The organism is Pseudomonas sp. LBUM1668 (assembly GCF_059695715.1).
Map to the genome: position 1 here is coordinate 5235407 of NZ_CP166787.1, position 18081 is coordinate 5253487.

Annotated in this window: 16 protein-coding genes; 13 read left to right on the top strand and 3 right to left on the bottom strand. The window is 58.7% G+C overall.

The features are described from left to right. Nucleotides 1–8: 8 nt before the first annotated feature. The gene (locus ACA061_RS23565) at nt 9–1925 is read right to left on the bottom strand and encodes a sigma-54-dependent Fis family transcriptional regulator (RefSeq protein WP_497300128.1); all 1917 of its coding nucleotides are present in this window, start codon (nt 1923–1925) and stop codon (nt 9–11) included. A 412-nt stretch (nt 1926–2337) separates the two neighbouring features. Between ACA061_RS23565 and exaC the strand changes: the two genes are divergently transcribed. The 13 genes from exaC (at nt 2338) to darG (ending at nt 15601) form a co-directional block, all read left to right on the top strand. After that, nucleotides 2338–3858 (top strand): acetaldehyde dehydrogenase ExaC, encoded by a 1521-nt coding sequence (gene exaC, locus ACA061_RS23570; RefSeq protein WP_042561269.1) that lies wholly within the window; start codon nt 2338–2340, stop codon nt 3856–3858. A 211-nt stretch (nt 3859–4069) separates the two neighbouring features. Beyond that, a complete protein-coding gene (eat, locus tag ACA061_RS23575) occupies nt 4070–5521 on the top strand; it encodes an ethanolamine permease (protein ID WP_497300129.1) in 1452 nt (483 codons plus the stop codon). Between the two features lie 53 nt (nt 5522–5574). Next, on the top strand, nt 5575–6969 hold the full coding sequence (locus tag ACA061_RS23580) for an ethanolamine ammonia-lyase subunit EutB (protein ID WP_150595224.1): 1395 nt from the start codon (nt 5575–5577) through the stop codon (nt 6967–6969). A 2-nt stretch (nt 6970–6971) separates the two neighbouring features. Beyond that, nucleotides 6972–7799, top strand: a complete 828-nt coding sequence (gene eutC, locus ACA061_RS23585; protein WP_414704754.1) for an ethanolamine ammonia-lyase subunit EutC — start codon at nt 6972–6974, stop codon at nt 7797–7799. Between the two features lie 115 nt (nt 7800–7914). Then, the gene (locus tag ACA061_RS23590; protein WP_016773002.1) at nt 7915–8376 is read left to right on the top strand and encodes a GNAT family N-acetyltransferase; all 462 of its coding nucleotides are present in this window, start codon (nt 7915–7917) and stop codon (nt 8374–8376) included. 246 nt (nt 8377–8622) lie between these two features. Then, nucleotides 8623–9273, top strand: coding sequence for a DedA family protein (locus tag ACA061_RS23595; protein WP_042561272.1), 651 nt, complete (start codon nt 8623–8625; stop codon nt 9271–9273). A gap of 4 nt (nt 9274–9277) precedes the next feature. Further along, nucleotides 9278–10090: a M90 family metallopeptidase gene (locus tag ACA061_RS23600; protein ID WP_150602097.1), complete on the top strand. Its 813-nt coding sequence runs from the start codon at nt 9278–9280 to the stop codon at nt 10088–10090. A 112-nt stretch (nt 10091–10202) separates the two neighbouring features. Next, nucleotides 10203–10730 (top strand): inorganic diphosphatase, encoded by a 528-nt coding sequence (gene ppa / locus ACA061_RS23605; protein ID WP_003205933.1) that lies wholly within the window; start codon nt 10203–10205, stop codon nt 10728–10730. A gap of 219 nt (nt 10731–10949) precedes the next feature. After that, nucleotides 10950–11696: a S24 family peptidase gene (locus tag ACA061_RS23610; RefSeq protein ID WP_150617290.1), complete on the top strand. Its 747-nt coding sequence runs from the start codon at nt 10950–10952 to the stop codon at nt 11694–11696. Nucleotides 11697–12192: 496 nt separating this feature from the next. Next, nucleotides 12193–13113 (top strand): restriction endonuclease, encoded by a 921-nt coding sequence (locus ACA061_RS23615; RefSeq protein ID WP_150730418.1) that lies wholly within the window; start codon nt 12193–12195, stop codon nt 13111–13113. A gap of 185 nt (nt 13114–13298) precedes the next feature. Beyond that, complete coding sequence (locus ACA061_RS23620) at nt 13299–13874, top strand: DarT ssDNA thymidine ADP-ribosyltransferase family protein (RefSeq protein WP_497300130.1); 576 nt, start codon at nt 13299–13301, stop codon at nt 13872–13874. Continuing rightward, complete coding sequence (gene darT / locus ACA061_RS23625; protein WP_497300131.1) at nt 13875–14519, top strand: type II toxin-antitoxin system toxin DNA ADP-ribosyl transferase DarT; 645 nt, start codon at nt 13875–13877, stop codon at nt 14517–14519. After that, complete coding sequence (gene darG, locus ACA061_RS23630) at nt 14516–15601, top strand: type II toxin-antitoxin system antitoxin DNA ADP-ribosyl glycohydrolase DarG (RefSeq protein ID WP_497300132.1); 1086 nt, start codon at nt 14516–14518, stop codon at nt 15599–15601. The genes darT and darG overlap by 4 nt, the downstream gene beginning before the upstream one ends. A 43-nt stretch (nt 15602–15644) precedes the next feature. Here darG and ACA061_RS23635 read toward each other — a convergent pair whose 3' ends face one another. Together ACA061_RS23635 and ACA061_RS23640 are read right to left on the bottom strand one after the other, a co-directional pair. Then, entirely contained in the window at nt 15645–16457 is an 813-nt protein-coding gene (locus ACA061_RS23635) for a YfaP family protein (RefSeq protein ID WP_497300133.1), read from the bottom strand. 3 nt (nt 16458–16460) lie between these two features. Further along, the gene (locus tag ACA061_RS23640) at nt 16461–18080 is read right to left on the bottom strand and encodes a DUF2300 domain-containing protein (RefSeq protein WP_497300134.1); all 1620 of its coding nucleotides are present in this window, start codon (nt 18078–18080) and stop codon (nt 16461–16463) included. Nucleotide 18081 lies beyond the last annotated feature (1 nt).

Consider the following 18081-nt stretch of genomic DNA (forward strand, 5'->3'; position numbering starts at 1 on the left):
AGGGCCTTCTAACTGACACACCGCTCAATCCCATGTTTGCGCAGCTTTCTATAAAGGGTGTTCCGGCTGACGCCGAGCTGCAGCGCGGTTTGGGTCATGTGCCAACGGGTCTGCTCCAAAGCATTGAGCAAGGCCAAGCGCTCGGCATCCTCCAGCGGATGATCGGATTGCATAACCGCCAACTCTACCGCCGGCCGCACCTGCCGGATCATCACCGGCAAATCCTCCAGCCCGATCCGCCCCTCATCACACAAAGCCGCCAGCGTGCGCAGGACATTGCGCAACTGCCGCACATTCCCCGGCCAGTTGAACGCCAGCAACGCCTGACGCGCCTGCTCATCAATCACCACCGCATCCCCGCCCGCCTCTTCGGCCAGCAGAAAATCCAGCAACTGCGATTTATCACTGCGCTCCCGCAACGCCGGCAACGCCACTTCCAAGCCGTTGAGCCGGTAATACAGATCCTCGCGGAAACTGCCGTTCTCCACTCGCTCCAGAAGATTGCGGTGAGTCGCACTGATGATCCGCACGTTGACCGCTTCCGGCTCACCGCCGATCGGCACCACTTGCCGGTCCTCAAGCACCCGCAAGAGACGGGTCTGCAAGGCCAGCGGCATGTCGCCGATTTCATCAAGGAACAATGTGCCGCCATCGGCCTGCTGAAGTTTGCCGCGCATACCGTCCTTGCGTGCGCCGGTAAAACTGCCACCACGATAGCCGAACAGCTCACTTTCGATCAGGCTCTCGGGAATCGCCGCGCAATTGAGCGCTACGAAGGCTTTGCTCGAGCGCTGACTGGCCTGATGCACAGCCTTGGCAAAAGCCTCTTTGCCGGAGCCCGTTTCACCATTGATCAACAGCGGCACATCACGTTCGAACACCCGCAGCGCTTTGCGAAAATCGGCCTGCAACGCCGCGTCGCCAAGGCAAATACCCGACAGACGCGGAGCCTGCGCCACGACCGGCGCGGGCGTGATCGGTATCGTTTTGCGCGACTCGCCGCGCAACACGGCAAACAGATTTCGCCCATCGCGGGTGCGTAACGGCCAACTGGCGCTGGCATTGGCGCTCGCACGACCGAGCAACTCATCCAGCGAACAATCGAAAAACGCCTCGACCGGTTTACCGAGCAAGCCGCCGCGAATATGCCCGAGCAGGTTCAGCGCGCTCTGGTTGACTGCGCTGATCCGCCCTTCTCCATCAAACGCCAGCAGCCCTTCGCTGAACAGCCCGACGGACTCGGCCTGCAAATGAAAGCGCAGCAACCATTGATTGTCGAAACAGCGCAGGAAGTAGCAGCTCTCGATCATCTTCGCCGACAGATTGACCAGTGCCATGGTGTGGAACTGGCTTTGGCGCGAGACGTCGTGACGTGCCGAGGACACATCAAGTACCGCCAGCAATTCGCCGTGCGGATCGAACACCGGGCTCGCCGAGCAGGTCAGGCCAGTGTGGCGCCCGCGGAAATGTTCATCCTGATGAATGGTCAGCGCCTGGCGCTCGACCAGGCAGGTGCCGATGCCATTGGTGCCTTCACAGGCTTCGCTCCAGTCGGCGCCCAGCCACAGGCCGGCACGCTCAAAAATCTTCCGTTCGGCCGGCGCGGTGACGCAGTTGAGGATCACCCCACGGGCATCGGTCAGCAGCACCGCGTGTCCGGCGCCGGAGAGTTGCTGATGCAGGCTGCTCATTTCATTGCCGGCAATCTGCAACACCTGTTGCAGACGTTCTCGGCTTTCAAGAACGCGCCCGTGCTCGAGCACGGTAGGCGCCATGCTCAGGGCAGGGTCGAGGTGGTAATCCTCAAGACAGCGCAGCCATGAGCGGGCAATCGACGGATCGGCTCCGGGCCCGTGCAGGTGCGGTTTGCCTTGGGTGGCGGTAAGAACCTGTTGGGCATGGCGATTCAAATGGTTGTCGTGCATTTCTTATTGTTCTCCCCGAAAGGTCGACTCGTTCCCCATGTAGGAGCTGCAGAAGGCTGCGATCTTTTGATCTTGATCTGCAAAAAAGCAGAATCAAAAGATCGCAGCCTTCGGCAGCTCCTACAGGTTTCGGTAGGGACCATCAAACCGATGATGCCCAGAGCATCCTCCTGCCGCTGCACCATTGCAATGCTGGCCAGACTGCCCGGTCACGGGCTGTGCCAAAAGCGGTACAAACTGTCCTCCCATCTGTACCGAAACCATAACAGTGGTAATCCGCCCGTCCGACATAAACCTCGCAACGCCTTGATTTACCTGACCTGCACGGCAGTGGCCCGACCTTTGCTCTACGCTTATAGCAAGCGCACTTGCGCGTTTCTCTAATAAGTACAAAGCCAAGGAGAACATCATCATGCGTTACGCTCACCCCGGTACTGAAGGCGCCAAAGTCTCGTTCAAGAGCAAGTACGGTAACTACATCGGCGGCGAGTTCGTCGCGCCTGTCAAAGGTCAGTACTTCACCAACACCTCGCCAGTCAATGGCCAACCGATTGCCGAATTCCCCCGCTCCACTGCCGAAGACATCGACAAGGCACTGGACGCCGCCCACGCCGCCGCTGACGCCTGGGGTGCAACCTCGGTGCAGGCGCGTTCGCTGGTCCTGCTGAAAATCGCCGACCGTATCGAACAGAACCTCGAACTGCTGGCGATCACCGAAACCTGGGACAACGGCAAAGCCATCCGCGAAACCCTTAACGCCGACATCCCGCTAGCCGCCGACCACTTCCGTTACTACGCCGGTTGCATCCGCGCCCAGGAAGGCAGCGCTGCCGAAATCGACGGCAACACCGTTGCTTATCACATCCATGAACCACTGGGCGTGGTCGGCCAGATCATTCCGTGGAACTTCCCGATCCTGATGGCCGCGTGGAAACTCGCGCCAGCGCTAGCGGCGGGTAACTGCGTGGTGCTCAAGCCTGCCGAGCAGACTCCGCTGGGTATTTCCGTGCTGGTCGAACTGATCGGCGACCTGCTGCCGCCGGGCGTGCTGAACGTCGTGCAGGGCTTCGGCAAAGAAGCCGGCGAAGCGCTGGCGACCAGCAAACGCATCGCCAAGATTGCCTTTACCGGCTCGACACCGGTTGGCTCGCACATCATGAAATGCGCCGCCGAAAACATCATCCCATCCACCGTGGAACTGGGCGGCAAATCGCCGAACATCTTCTTCGAAGACATCATGCAGGCCGAGCCGACCTTTATCGAAAAAGCCGCCGAAGGTCTGGTGCTGGCGTTCTTCAACCAGGGCGAAGTCTGCACTTGCCCGTCTCGTGCGCTGGTTCAGGAATCGATCTACGACGAATTCATGGCCGTGGTGATGAAGAAAGTCCTGCAAATCAAACGTGGCGATCCGCTGGACACCGACACCATGGTTGGCGCCCAGGCGTCCGAGCAGCAATTCGACAAGATCCTGTCCTACCTGGAAATCGCCAAGGGCGAAGGCGCGGAGCTGCTGACCGGCGGCAAAGTGGAAAAACTCGAGGGCAATCTGTCGACCGGCTATTACATCCAGCCGACCCTGCTCAAAGGCACCAACAAGATGCGTGTGTTCCAGGAAGAAATCTTCGGCCCGGTGGTGAGCATCACCACGTTCAAGGACGAAGCCGAAGCCCTGGCCATCGCCAACGACACCGAGTTCGGTCTCGGCGCCGGCCTGTGGACCCGCGACATCAACCGCGCCTACCGCATGGGCCGGGCGATCAAGGCCGGTCGTGTGTGGACCAACTGCTACCACCTGTACCCGGCGCATGCCGCGTTCGGCGGGTACAAGAAGTCCGGCGTTGGTCGTGAAACCCACAAAATGATGCTCGATCACTATCAGCAGACGAAAAACCTGCTGGTGAGCTACGACATCAATCCGCTGGGTTTCTTCTAAAGCCCTTGGGCGACACAGATATTTCTGTGTCGCCCTCTCGTCCGCTTTCGCGAGCAAGCTCGCTCCCACAGGGATCTGTATTAGATCTCAATGTTGAGCTAACCACGGAAATCTGTGGGAGCGAGCTTGCTCGCGAAAGCTGCGTGCCATTCAACCCGACAGTTCCTGACGGAACAGCCGGGCCAATACAACAATAAAAATGGTGAACCCTATGCCTGGCGAATCCCCTGCTGGCGCTCCGGCGACCGGCTCTTCCGTCGACTTTGAAAAAGTCGGCTCGGACTACTTCCAACAACGCGAATTGAAAAAAGGCGCCGCCGGCTGGGTTCTGCTGGTGGGGCTTGGCGTTGCTTATGTGATTTCAGGCGACTATGCCGGCTGGAACTTCGGCTTGGCGCAGGGCGGCTGGGGCGGGATGTTCCTGGCGACCTTGCTGATGGCCACCATGTATCTGTGCATGTGCTTTTCCCTGGCCGAACTGTCCTCAATGATTCCTACCGCCGGTGGCGGCTATGGCTTTGCCCGCAGCGCGTTCGGCCCGTGGGGCGGCTTCCTGACCGGTACCGCGATCCTCATCGAATACGCCATCGCACCTGCGGCGATTGCGGTGTTCATCGGCGCTTATTGCGAGTCACTGTTCGGCATCGGCGGCTGGATGATTTATCTGACGTTCTACATCATCTTCATCGCCATCCACATCTTCGGGGTTGGCGAAGCGCTGAAGTTGATGTTCGTCATCACGGCCATCGCCGCTCTGGCGCTTGGCGTTTTTCTGGTGGCGATGGTGCCGCACTTCGACGTCGCCAACCTGCTCGACATCCCGGTGACCAGCGCTGCCGGCGCCAGCCCTTTCCTGCCGTTCGGCTATGTCGGCGTCTGGGCGGCGATTCCCTACGCAATCTGGTTTTTCCTCGCCGTTGAAGGCGTTCCGTTGGCCGCTGAAGAAACCAAAAACCCAAAACGCGACCTGCCACGTGGACTCATCGGCGCCATGCTCGTGCTGCTGGCCTTTGCCCTGCTGATCCTGATCGTCGGGCCTGGTGGTGCGGGAGCCAACTCGCTGCTGACGTCGGGCAACCCGCTGGTTGAAGCGCTGAGCAAAGCCTATGGCGGCTCGACCTGGATGGGCAGTTTCGTCAATCTCGTGGGTCTGGCCGGGTTGATCGCCAGTTTCTTCTCGATCATCTATGCCTACTCGCGGCAGATTTTCGCCTTGTCCCGCGCAGGCTACCTGCCACGAAAACTCTCCCAGACCAACAAAAGCAAGGCGCCCGTGCTGGCCCTGATCATTCCAGGGATCATCGGCTTTGGTCTGTCGCTGACCGGCCAGGGCGACCTGCTGATTCTGGTGGCGGTGTTCGGCGCGACCATTTCCTACGTACTGATGATGGCGGCGCACATCACGCTGCGCATCCGCCGCCCCAAAATGGATCGGCCGTACCGCACGCCTGGCGGCATTTTCACCTCCGGCGTGGCGCTGGTGCTGGCTTGCATCGCCGTGATCGCGGGTTTCCTCGTCGATCCACGGGTGGTGATCGGTGCCGCTATCATCTATGGAGTGTTAATTGCTTACTTTGCTTTCTACAGTCGACATCACTTGGTAGCAGGTACGCCGGAAGAAGAATTCGCGGCGATTCAGAACGCTGAAAAAGCCCTGCACTGACTGCCGAAAACCACGGCGCAGGGGCATACCTGCGCCGTCACGGAGAATTCTGTATGGCGAGTTTCGCTCACACGGTCGGCGCCCAGACCTACCGCTTCGACAGCCTCAAGGACGTCATGGCCAAGGCCAGCCCGGCGCGTTCCGGGGACTTTCTCGCGGGTGTTGCCGCACTCAACGACGGCGAGCGCGTGGCCGCGCAAATGGCACTGGCCGACATTCCACTGACGCATTTCCTGCAGGAAGCGCTGATCCCCTACGAAGCCGATGAAGTCACCCGGCTGATCATCGACACTCACGACAAACCGGCCTTCGCCGTGGTCAGCCACCTCACCGTCGGCGGTTTTCGCGACTGGCTGCTCAGCGACGCCGCCGATGAAACTAGCCTGCGCGCCCTCGCCCCCGGCCTGACCCCGGAAATGGTTGCCGCCGTGTCGAAGATCATGCGCGTGCAGGATCTGGTGCTGGTGGCGCAGAAGATCCGCGTGGTCACAAAGTTTCGCGGCACCCTCGGTCTGCGCGGGCGCCTGTCGACGCGCCTGCAGCCCAATCACCCCACCGACGAGCCCTCCGGCATCGCCGCGAGCATTCTCGACGGTCTGCTGTACGGCAATGGCGACGCGATGATCGGCATCAACCCGGCCACCGACAGCATCGCCTCGATTTGCGCGATGCTGGAAATGCTCGACGCGATCATCCAGCGCTACGACATCCCGACCCAGGCCTGCGTGCTGACCCACGTCACCACCTCGATCGAGGCGATCAACCGTGGCGTGCCATTGGATCTGGTGTTCCAGTCGATCGCCGGCACCGAGGCGGCCAATGCCAGTTTCGGCATCAACCTCAATGTGTTGCAGGAAGGCTACGACGCCGGGTTGAGCCTGAACCGCGGCACCCTCGGGCAAAACCTGATGTATTTTGAAACAGGGCAAGGCAGCGCCTTGTCGGCCAACGCCCACCACGGTGTCGATCAACAGACCTGCGAGACAAGAGCCTACGCCGTGGCGCGACATTTCAAGCCGTTTTTGGTGAACACCGTCGTAGGATTTATCGGCCCGGAATACCTCTACAACGGCAAACAGATCATCCGCGCCGGCCTCGAAGACCACTTCTGCGGCAAGTTGCTCGGTGTGCCGATGGGGTGCGACATCTGCTACACCAACCACGCCGAAGCCGATCAGGACGACATGGACACCCTGCTGACCCTGCTCGGTGTGGCGGGGATCAACTTCATCATGGGCATCCCCGGCTCCGACGACATCATGCTCAACTACCAGACCACCTCGTTCCACGACGCGCTCTACGCACGCCAGACCCTGGGCCTGAAACCGGCGCCGGAATTTGAACAGTGGCTGGCGAACATGGGCATCTTCACCCAGGCGGACGGCAAGGTCCGCTTCGGCAACAACCTGCCGCCGGCCTTCCGCCAGGCCTTGGCGCAACTGGGATGAGCCTGATGGATAAACCGCCTGTCGACCCACAAAACCCATGGCTGGAACTGCGTCGCCTGACCCCGGCGCGAATCGCCCTCGGCCGCACCGGCACCAGCCTGCCAACCAGTGCGCAACTGGATTTCCAGTACGCCCACGCTCAGGCGCGGGATGCGGTGCATCTGCCGTTCGATCATGCCGGGCTCAGTGCGCAACTGAGTGAGCGTGGGCGCGAAAGCCTGCTTTTGCACAGCGCAGCGGTGGACCGCAACAGCTACCTGCAACGCCCGGACCTGGGTCGCAAGCTCAGCGATGAGTCAGCGCAGGCCTTGCGCGATTACGCAGCGGCCCATCCGGGCGGCGTCGATCTGGCGATTGTCGTGGCTGACGGTCTATCGGCGCTGGCGGTGCATCGCCATACCCAGCCGTTTCTGCTCCGGCTGGAAGAGCAAATGGGCGGCGACGGCTGGTCGATTGCGCCCCTCGTTCTGGTGGAACAGGGTCGCGTTGCCGTCGGTGATGAGATCGGTCAACTGCTCGGCGCAAAAATGGTCGTCATGCTGATCGGCGAACGCCCGGGCCTCAGCTCCCCGGACAGCCTCGGTTTATATTTCACCTACAATCCAAAAATCGGATTGACCGATGCTTATCGCAATTGCATTTCCAACGTGCGGCTTGAAGGCCTGAGCTACGGCATGGCGGCCCATCGCTTGCTGTACCTGATGCGCGAAGCCTGCCGGCGACAGCTGTCGGGGGTCAATCTGAAGGACGAAGCACAGGTTCAGACGCTGGAGTCGGACGCAGGTGCGGACATGAAAGGAAACTTCCTACTCCATCCGCCCCAAACCTGAACCGTTTCCGCATTGCGTTTCTGCGCTGGTTTAAGGCAGGATCGACGCACGGCCGCCAGGGTTTCCCATCGCCGTCAGAGCAGTTGAAGACAGCCACTTGAAGACGAGACCTATCATGCGGATTATTCAAGCGACCCTCGAACATCTGGATTTGTTGACTCCGTTGTTCGTCAAATATCGCGAGTTCTACGGCTCCCTGCCTTACCCGGATTCCTCCCGCGCGTTTCTCGAAAAACGCCTGCGCCGCAAAGAGTCGGTGATCTATCTGGCCCTGGCCGATGATGACGACAAAAAGCTGATGGGCTTCTGTCAGCTGTATCCGAGCTTCTCCTCGCTGTCGCTCAAACGCGTGTGGATCCTCAACGACATCTACGTCGCCGAAGACGCCCGCCGACAACTGGTCGCCGATAACCTGATCCGTACCGCGAAGAAAATGGCCAAGGAAACACAGGCCGTGCGCATGCGCGTCTCCACCAGTGCCAACAACGAAGTGGCGCAGAAAACCTACGAATCGATTGGCTTCAAGGAAGACACCGAGTTCAAGAACTACGTGCTGCCGATCAGCGACGAGCTCTGAAGTCAAAAGATCGTCCGAAGGTTCGGGGCGCGCCCGGACGATCTTCTCCCAACTCCCGATATGCGCTGTTTCCCTGACAATTCCTCACACCCCGACATCCGCCGCTACAAAACCAACACGCGCGTCATCATTCAAACCGTATAATCCCGATCTTTCCGGCTTGTAAGAAAAACTACATCCCGCTGTAGGCTTACACGAAGTCATCCGCACAGGCCCACAGAGTAGGGCCGCCATACAGGTGCCCCCATGGATTTCAACCCGCTCGACCTTATCCTGCATCTCGACGTTTACCTCGACTTGCTGGTGAACAACTACGGGCCGTGGATCTACGCCATCCTGTTTCTGGTGATTTTCTGTGAAACCGGTCTGGTGGTGATGCCATTCCTGCCGGGCGATTCGCTGCTGTTCATTGCCGGCGCTGTTGCGGCCGGCGGCGGCATGGACCCAGTGCTGTTGGGCGGTCTGCTGATGCTCGCGGCGATCCTGGGTGACAGCACCAACTACGTCATCGGGCGAACGGCTGGCGAAAAACTGTTCAGCAACCCGAACTCGAAAATCTTCCGCCGCGACTATCTGCAAAAAACCCACGATTTCTACGACAAGCACGGCGGCAAAACCGTGACCCTGGCGCGATTCCTGCCGATCATCCGGACTTTCGCACCGTTCGTCGCCGGTGTAGCGCGGATGCCGTACCCGCGCTTCTTCGGTTTCAGCGTGCTGGGCACCATCCTCTGGGTGGGCGGGCTGGTGACCCTGGGTTACTTCTTCGGCAACGTACCGTTCATCAAGAAAAACCTGTCGTTGCTGGTGGTCGCTATCATTCTGCTGTCGCTGATTCCGATGATCATCGGCGTGGTGCGCAGCCGTTTTGGCGGCACTAAAGTCCAATCGCACTAAGCCGATGTGGTCGCTGAGCGCCTGGCGCCGCCGGCGGATTCTGGCCAGGCACCCGATTGCCGACGAGATGTGGCAACGGGTGCGCCATCACCTGAGCTTTCTTGATGGCATCACGCCCGCTGAAGATCAGTGGCTGCGCGAAGCCTGTGTGCTGTTTCTCGAAGACAAACACCTGAGCGCCCTGCCCGGCGTCGAATTGCATCAGGAACAACGCCTGCTGCTCGCCGCCCAGGCGCAATTACCGCTTTTGCATCTGGGCGATTTGAACTGGTATCAGGGTTTTCACGAAATCGTTCTCTATCCCGACGACTTCCTCAGCCCACAGCGTCACCGCGATGCCAGTGGCGTCGAGCACGAATGGGATGGCGAACACAGTGGTGAAGCCTGGCAGCAGGGGCCGATCATCCTCGCTTGGCCGGGCGTGATGGCCAGTGGTGGCTGGGAAGGCTACAACCTGGTGATCCACGAACTGGCGCACAAACTCGATATGCTTAACGGCGACGCCAACGGCCTGCCGCCGCTGCACACCGACATGCGCGTCAGCGACTGGGCCGACGTGATGCAGACGGCTTACGACGATCTCAACCGCCAGCTCGACGACAATCCTGACGCAGAAACCGCCATCGATCCCTACGCCGCCGAGAACCCGGCCGAGTTCTTCGCCGTCACCAGCGAATACTTCTTCAGCGCCCCGGATCTGCTGCACGAGACTTATCCACAGGTCTACGCGCAACTGCAGCTTTTCTACCGCCAGGACCCGTTGGGCAGGTTGCGGCAACTTCAGGCCAGCGACCCGGTCTATCAGGCGCACGACTAAGTTCTGCACGACTTTAGGTTCATGGCGTCGACGGCAGAATATGCCTATAATCGCCGCCACTTTTTGGTCAATCCGGCCAAGTGTTTTTGGTCAACTACGGGGGCAACGCCCAATGAGCTACAGCAAGATTCCGGCTGGCAAAGACCTGCCGAACGACATCTACGTCGCGATCGAGATCCCGGCCAACCACGCGCCGATCAAATACGAAATCGACAAAGACAGCGATTGCCTGTTCGTTGACCGTTTCATGGCCACCCCAATGTTCTACCCGGCCAACTACGGTTACATCCCGAACACCCTGGCTGACGACGGTGACCCCCTCGACGTGCTGGTTGTAACCCCTTACCCGGTTGCGCCAGGCTCGGTAATCCGCGCTCGCCCGGTCGGTATCCTGAACATGACTGACGACGGCGGCGGCGATGCCAAAGTTATCGCAGTGCCACACGACAAGCTGTCCCAGCTGTACGTCGACGTGAAGGAATACACCGACCTGCCACCGCTGCTGATCCAGCAGATCGAGCACTTCTTTGCGAACTACAAAGATCTCGAAAAAGGCAAATGGGTCAAGATCGAAGGCTGGGCCGGTGCAGACGCCGCCCGCGAAGCGATCACCAAGTCGGTTGCTGCCTACAAAGGCTAAGCTTCACGACTTGCGACACGCTTGAAAAAACCCGGTTGATCCGGGTTTTTTTTCGACCTGCCAGCTCGACTTAAACAGCCTGTTTATTGCGGACTACAGAAAAGTTTTAACCTGTGTAATTTCCCACAAGCACGTCTTACATCCAGTCGCAAAATTCAGCCCGTTTTTGAACGTCAGGTTTATTCAAACCCCTGTAGCACGGCCGTAGACTCCGTGTTTATGAGAAAGAACACTAGCGGTCCAAGATTCAAGGCACTCCTGGAAAAAGCGAACATCTCCACCACGGGTTTCGCGAAGTTCTGGGGCACGGAAGCCCAAAATGTCCACAACTGGTACACCCGGGGCGTCCCGGCGTATCGCATGGAAGAAGTCTCACGCCTGCTGTCCGTCAACAGCGAATGGCTGAAAACCGGTGAAGGCACAAAAGAAATACCAAGCCTGACCCCGCCCGCGAGCAATGGCGACACCTTTGACGCTCACGCCATCCGTGGCGTCTACACCGTCATCGACCCCAATGACATCGACCTGGCGTTCTTCAAAGAAACACCGCAGACCAATGGCTCTGGAAAAACCCACGTCATCCAGGACCCGGACCTGTCCATCCGCCTGCTGCGCGCGCACCTCGATCAACTGGAAATCCGCCCAGGCGACGCTATCTGCGCGCACATGATCGGCAACAGCATGGCCGACCGCATCGATGACGGTTCCATCGTCGCCATCGACCGAAGCCTCACCCAAGTCGTCGACGGCGAAATCTACGCCATCGAACACGACGGCATGCTGCGCATCAAATACCTGCACCGCATGCCCGGCAACGGCCTGCGCCTGCGCAGCCACAACAGCGCCGAATACCCGGACGAAGTCTTCCGCCCCGCACAAATCGAAGAGCAGCGGATCCATATATTGGGCTGGGTGTTCTGGTGGTCGACGCTGAGCAAACGAAGGCCGGTGGTACCGTTTCTCTAATCCGAAGGCTTGCTCAATCCCCTGTAGGAGTGAGCCTGCTCGCGATGAGGCCCGGATAGACAGTACAAATCCCGGATTTTGGCCACTGAGATCGCTCTAACCCGCACTTCCCACTGGGAATCCAGGACAAAACTCAGTATCCTGCGCCCCACATTCGCGCATCGCCCCGCTCCCGCGGCTCAGATGACGCCCGACGCGGCAGACCAACGTCTGACCAAGTCCCACAGCCGGACGCAGATCCGGGTGTACGTTTTGAAGGCTGGCAAGGCTTACCAAAAATAGGCCAAGCCAGTCCCCGAGAAGCCGGCCACAAGCCGGCTTTTTAATGCCTGCTGGAAATTGCTCTGTTCAGCTATTCGCCCTGTCAGGACGCCATGACACAGCGACTTACGTTTTCACGGCACCAGCTCTTACTCTCGAAGGCATCCCCAGCGAGCGTTAACTTATACTCGCCCCCGGTCAGTTCAAAAACACCCATCAGCACAGGGATGCGCCCATGTCCGTTCCAACCTACGATCAGTTCATCGAACCGATCCTGCGGTTTCTCGCCACAAAACCCGACGGTGCAATTGCTCGGGACGCCCACGAGGCGGCAGCCAAAATGCTGCAATTAACAGAAGCGCAGCGTGAGGATCTGATCGCGAGTGGTCAGGCCACTTACAAGAACCGATCAGGCTGGGCGCACGATCGTCTCAAGCGTGCCGGTCTTTCCAGTAGTGCCAAACGCGGTTATTGGAAGTTGACTGATGCAGGCGTGCAGTACGCCAAGGAGCATGCATTTCCACTGTCGGCCAAGGATGTGGAGCATTTAGCAATCGGCTACATGAATGTGAAGCTGAAAGTCGCGCCTGATGCCGAGCCACTTGATGACCAACCAAATGTGGAGCCAGATCTGGCCTCCGCCACCGAAAGCCCCGACGACCGACTAGAGCGAGCGCTAAAAGAATTGCGCGATGCCACGGCGGCCGACCTTTTGGATAACTTGCTGCAAGTCAGCCCCAACCGTTTCGAAGTGATTGTGCTGGATGTGCTTCATCGACTGGGTTACGGCGCCAGTCGCAATGATCTGCAACGTGTCGGCGGTTCCGGTGATGCCGGCATCGACGGCATTATCTCGCTCGATAAATTGGGGCTGGAGAAGGTTTACGTTCAGGCCAAGCGTTGGCAGAACACGGTTGGTCGCCCTGAACTACAGGCGTTCTACGGAGCGCTCGCGGGGCAAAAAGCCAAGCGCGGCGTTTTCATCACAACGTCCGGCTTCACAGCGCACGCCGTTGATTTCGCCAAATCAGTGGATGGCATTGTGTTGGTAGACGGTACGCGCTTGGTACATCTCATGATGGATCATGAGGTGGGCGTGACATCGCGTTTGTTGCGGTTGCCGACGCTGGATCGCGATTATTTTGATGAGGAATGAGTTCAGGAGTTTTGCTGCATGACCCTGCCAACCAATTTCCATATTGGGCTTGTGGTCAAAATTGATGGCACACTAGAATCACAATGACTGTTCTACCAACCCCCACGGATCGAGGGTTACATCAGCGCGGGGCAAGGCCGGGACTGAATTCAGTTTAGGTTGATGTGCAGGTCAAGGAGACCACTATGTCGGACGCAAACATCAGGGAAAAATACTTCGTTTACCACCTCACCTCCGTTGAGAATTTGGATGGGATCTTTAAGGAAGGCCTAAAGCCTCGCGCCAGTCTGGAAAACTTCACCGACGTCGCAGACAGCGAAATCCTCAGGAAGCGCAAAGCGCTAAATCTCGATCGCTATGTTCCGTTCCACTGGTTTGCTGCGAATCCTTTTGATGGACGTGTACAGCTCAGCCGGCCCAAAGAGAAGTTCGTCCTCATCTCCGTCTTTCGATCATTTGCCAAACAAAACGACTGGAAAATTATTCCCCGTCACCCACTCGCTGATGATGCGATCCAACTGCTCGATTACAACGCAGGTTTTGAAGCAATTAATTGGGAGCTGATGAGTACTCGGGACTATCAGAACCCAGAATGCAAAAGCGTTTGCATGGCCGAATGCCTATCTCCGAAAGTGGTAAACCCCAAAAACTTTTCCAGGTTTTATGCACCCAACGATGAAGTCAGCTCGCTTTGTGAGGCTAAAATGCGCGTGACAAAGCTTGCGACTCCCATCAGCGTGAATCCCGGAATGTTCTTATAAATGAACTACACCAGCCTGAATCCAGAGAAAGCTCTGATTTGGCGTATCGTCCATCGCGATAACCTGCCCTGGATTCTGGACAACGGTCTGCATTGCGCTAACTCGGAAGCACAGGCACCTCAGTACGTGAATATCGGTAACGTCGACTTGATCGACAAACGCCGTTCCCGTCAGGTGCCTATCGCACCCGATGGCGTTCTGGCCGACTACGTGCCCTTCTATTTCACGCCCTTCTCGGTGATGATGCAGAACATTCACTCTGGGTGGAGTGTTCAGCAACGCAGCAATGACGAGATCGTGATTCTGGTCTCAAGCCTGTATCGCGTTGAAGAGCTCGGCCTACCGTTTGTCTTCACAAACGCGCACGCCTATCCGAGTTGGACAAACTATTACAGCGATCTGGCGAATCTCGACCAGATCGATTGGTCTATCCTTCAACGGCGCGACTTCAAGCGCGATCCTGATGATCCTCGCAAAATGGAGCGTTATCAGGCTGAGGCGCTGATCCACCATCACTTACCGATTACGGGACTACTGGGCATCATGTGCCACACCGATGCAATGAAAGTACGCATAGAAGCAGACGTCGCCGCTAGAGGCCTGACGTTGCCTGTCCATGCGCGCCCCAAATGGTATTTCCAATGATCAGATTTACTCAAGGCAACCTGCTGGAAGCCAAAACAGAAGCCCTCGTCAACACGGTGAATACCGTGGGCGTGATGGGCAAGGGCATCGCATTGATGTTCAAAGAACGCTTTGCGCAAAATTACCGTCTCTATGCAGCAGCGTGTAAAGCGAAGGAAGTAGAAACCGGCAAGATGCACGTGACGGCCACCAATGAACTCGATGGCCCTCGCTGGATCGTGAACTTCCCAACCAAACGCCATTGGCGTTCTCCGTCGCAAATGGCGTGGATAACTGAAGGCTTGCATGATCTACGTCGGTTTCTGCTAGAGAACGAAGTGAAATCTGTCGCCGTCCCGCCTCTGGGTGCTGGTAACGGCGGTTTGAAGTGGCCTGAAGTCCGTGAGCAGATTGTCGAAGTGTTGGGGGACCTGGACGCCGATGTGTTGGTATTCGAGCCCTCGAACCAGTATCTGAACGTCGCCAAACGTTCGGGCGTAGAAAAACTCACGCCAGCTCGCGCGCTTATCGCCGAACTGGTTCGTCGCTATTGGGTTTTAGGTATGGAGTGCAGTCTGCTGGAGATACAGAAGTTGGCTTGGTTTCTTGAGCGTGCTATCGAGCAGTTGCCGGATACCGAGAATCCTCTGAATCTGAAGTTTGTCGCGCACAAATATGGGCCGTACGCCAACCGGCTGGAACATCTGCTCGATAACCTCGATGGCAGCTATCTGCATTGTGACAAGCGCATCAGCGACGCTGGCATTAGTGACGTGATCTGGTTTGATCAAGAGCGCAAAGCGTTTTTGCAGACGTATCTCAAGACCGAGGCCAAGGAATACTCGCAAGCCTTGGAGAGCACGGCACAATTGATTGACGGTTTTGAATCGCCATTCGGTATGGAGCTATTGGCCACGGTTGATTGGCTGTTGAGCCAGGAAGGGGTATCTGCGACTGTACCTGCCGTGCGCGAAGCATTAAAGCAGTGGGACGGTGGCGCTGGCGCTGCTGCTCGCAAGAGCAAACTGTTCGATGATCAGGCTCTTGATATTGCGCTCAAGCGTCTGACCTCCAGCAGTTTTCGGCCTGAATTGGCGGCCTGAGTGATTGAAAGGAATTGGGCAGCAACCTGCTGCCCATTCCCCCTCACGGATAACTAAACGCCTTAACCAACGTCAACTCCCCCGCCGTCCGCATCGGGATCAAAAACGTCTCCATCTTCTCGCTCGGCGTACCTTCTTCAGTAATCACCGTCACCTGCGCCGTCGTCAGCGCCTGCACTGCTTCATCCCCACCTTCGTCATCCCCGCGATAGCCACCGCCGTAGTAATTCACATACACCAGATACTGGCCCTTGATCGGCGCCGGCATGGCGAAGATTTCCGGGCCGTAGCCGGTGGTGACGTCGACGTCGAGGGCGCCGCCGTTGGCGGCGGTGCGGTTGCCGTACCAGATGTGGCTGCCGTCGGGGGTGACGAGGTGCAGGTCGAGGTCGGTGCCGTCGCTGTCCCACGCGAGCAGGACGCGCAGTTTGGCCGGGGTGGCGCCGCCGCTGGTGTTGAGGAATTGGGTGCGGTGGCGTTGTTTGCCGTCGGGGCTGCGGACTTCGACGCTGTTGCTGCCGTTGGGGAAGGAGAATGGGCGGTCGAAGCGGCCGGCGTCGTCGATTTTCAGCGGCATGCTGACGCCGTTGACGATGAGGCGGCCGGGCTCTGTGCTCTTCGGTGTGGTTTTGATTTCGCCGCTGATGCGTGCGGTGTTGGCTTGGCCGATCGGGGTGTTCACCGAGGAGGCTGGGTAGTTGACGGTCTGGCGGAAGCTTTCGCCCTCGCCTTGCGGCGCGCCGCTGCGCCAGCCGCCGACCGGGGTGTCGAGTTTGACGCTGTCGGCGGCGATGGCCGGCGATAGCGCGGTTAGCGTGCAGAGCAGCAGCAAGACCTGTGGATAACGGAGTGTCATGGTCTATTCCAGCAAGAGGTGACGGGCGAGCCCTTCGATGTAGGTTTCATCCTGGCCGTTGGGATGTGCTTCGAAAGCCAGGTGCAGATATTCGTGGGTGAGGTCGAGGCGATCCTGCAGGGTCAGCACGCCGCGCACATAGATTCGTTGGCGCTCGCGGTCGACGAAGGGTCTGCCAAAAGCCAGTTTGCACACCGCGAACGTGCTGACTTCGTTGTAGCCGGTTTCGCTTTCAAGCTTCGGGCGCCAGCCGCGTCGTTGCTTGTGCAGCCAGTCTTGGCCGGCGGGCAGTGCTTCGCAGGAGGCCACTGGATTGTCCCAACGGCTAAGGCTCGCGCGCGGATAGGCGTGGAGCAGAATCGCGTCGTAGCGCTGGCCAGCATTGGCCTGCTCGACGGCTTGTTGCCAAGCGAGTTTGTCCGGGCCGGGTTGGTCTGAGTGATAGGTGACGATACTGCCGGCCAACACCAGATCCGCGGTCCATGCGGCGATACTGCGAGACTCCGCCGAGGCCGGACGCGGGGCGACGCGTTGGCGGGTGCTGCTGTCATCGATACTCAGGCAATCGCCGTTACGCGCAGCGTTTTGCAGCAGGTAGGTGCGGATTGCCACGGCCAGCGCTTTGGCGGCTTCGGCGGGTTCGGGTTTGGCTTCGCGATCCAGCACGCGGGCGACGTATTCTTCGCGATCAAGCCTGGCGACGAGTTTGTTGTTGAGCAGAAACAGTTCGCCGTCGCTGTGGATATCCAGCGCGTTGCCGTTAACGAATTCGACGCGGTAATCGCCCTGCAACGGGCCGGAAGTTATCACCCGCTCGCCAGTCAAAACACGTACAACCGGATAGCGCGAGAACAGCCCGACCTCAACGCAACGGCCCGTCTCTGCTGGCCAAGCAGTAGGCAACACCGTCGCCAGTGCCTGACCGTAATTTCGTAGAACCATCTGACTGGTGCCACGCCCACCCGCCCACACAGGCGAACCGTCCACCGTCCAACCGGCAAATCCGCCCTGCCTCGATTGCGGGTCCTGATCGCCGAGCCAGCTCCAGGTTTTCACCCGCAAGCGCCCGCCCAATTCACCCACGACGTTGCCATCCGCCACATTCAGAACGACATCAAGCAACACGCGGCGCATCTGGTCTTGAGCTGGCAGCGAAGATAAAACCATTAACAAGTCAGCCACAGAAACTCGCGTGGCCGGTTGCACCATTGGCAGATCCAGCAACCACGACGGTGCCTGCCGCGTCTGCCAATACGCCCGCCAATCAGCAGAAGAAATCCCCAACCGCGCAGGCTCAAAATACAACCCACACGACTTCACCAACGCCTGATCACGTTCGATCTTGCCGCCGGCGCTGCAGCAATAAACTTCTTCTTTCGACTGCCCGCGGCATTCATAAGCGGGCTCGCGAGCGCCGGTATCCACCAGCCACGCATAAACAAACAGCTTCCACAGACTGCCCAGCGGCGCATCCAGCGAAGGTGGCAACGGCTCGCGAGCGATCAGTTGCGTCTGACTCAACGACAACAATTCGCCCTTGTAGGCCACGCGCAAAGGCTCATCCTGCGCTGTCGCCAGCGCGGGAATCACACACAACATCAGCCACAGCAGCGGCCGCTTCATG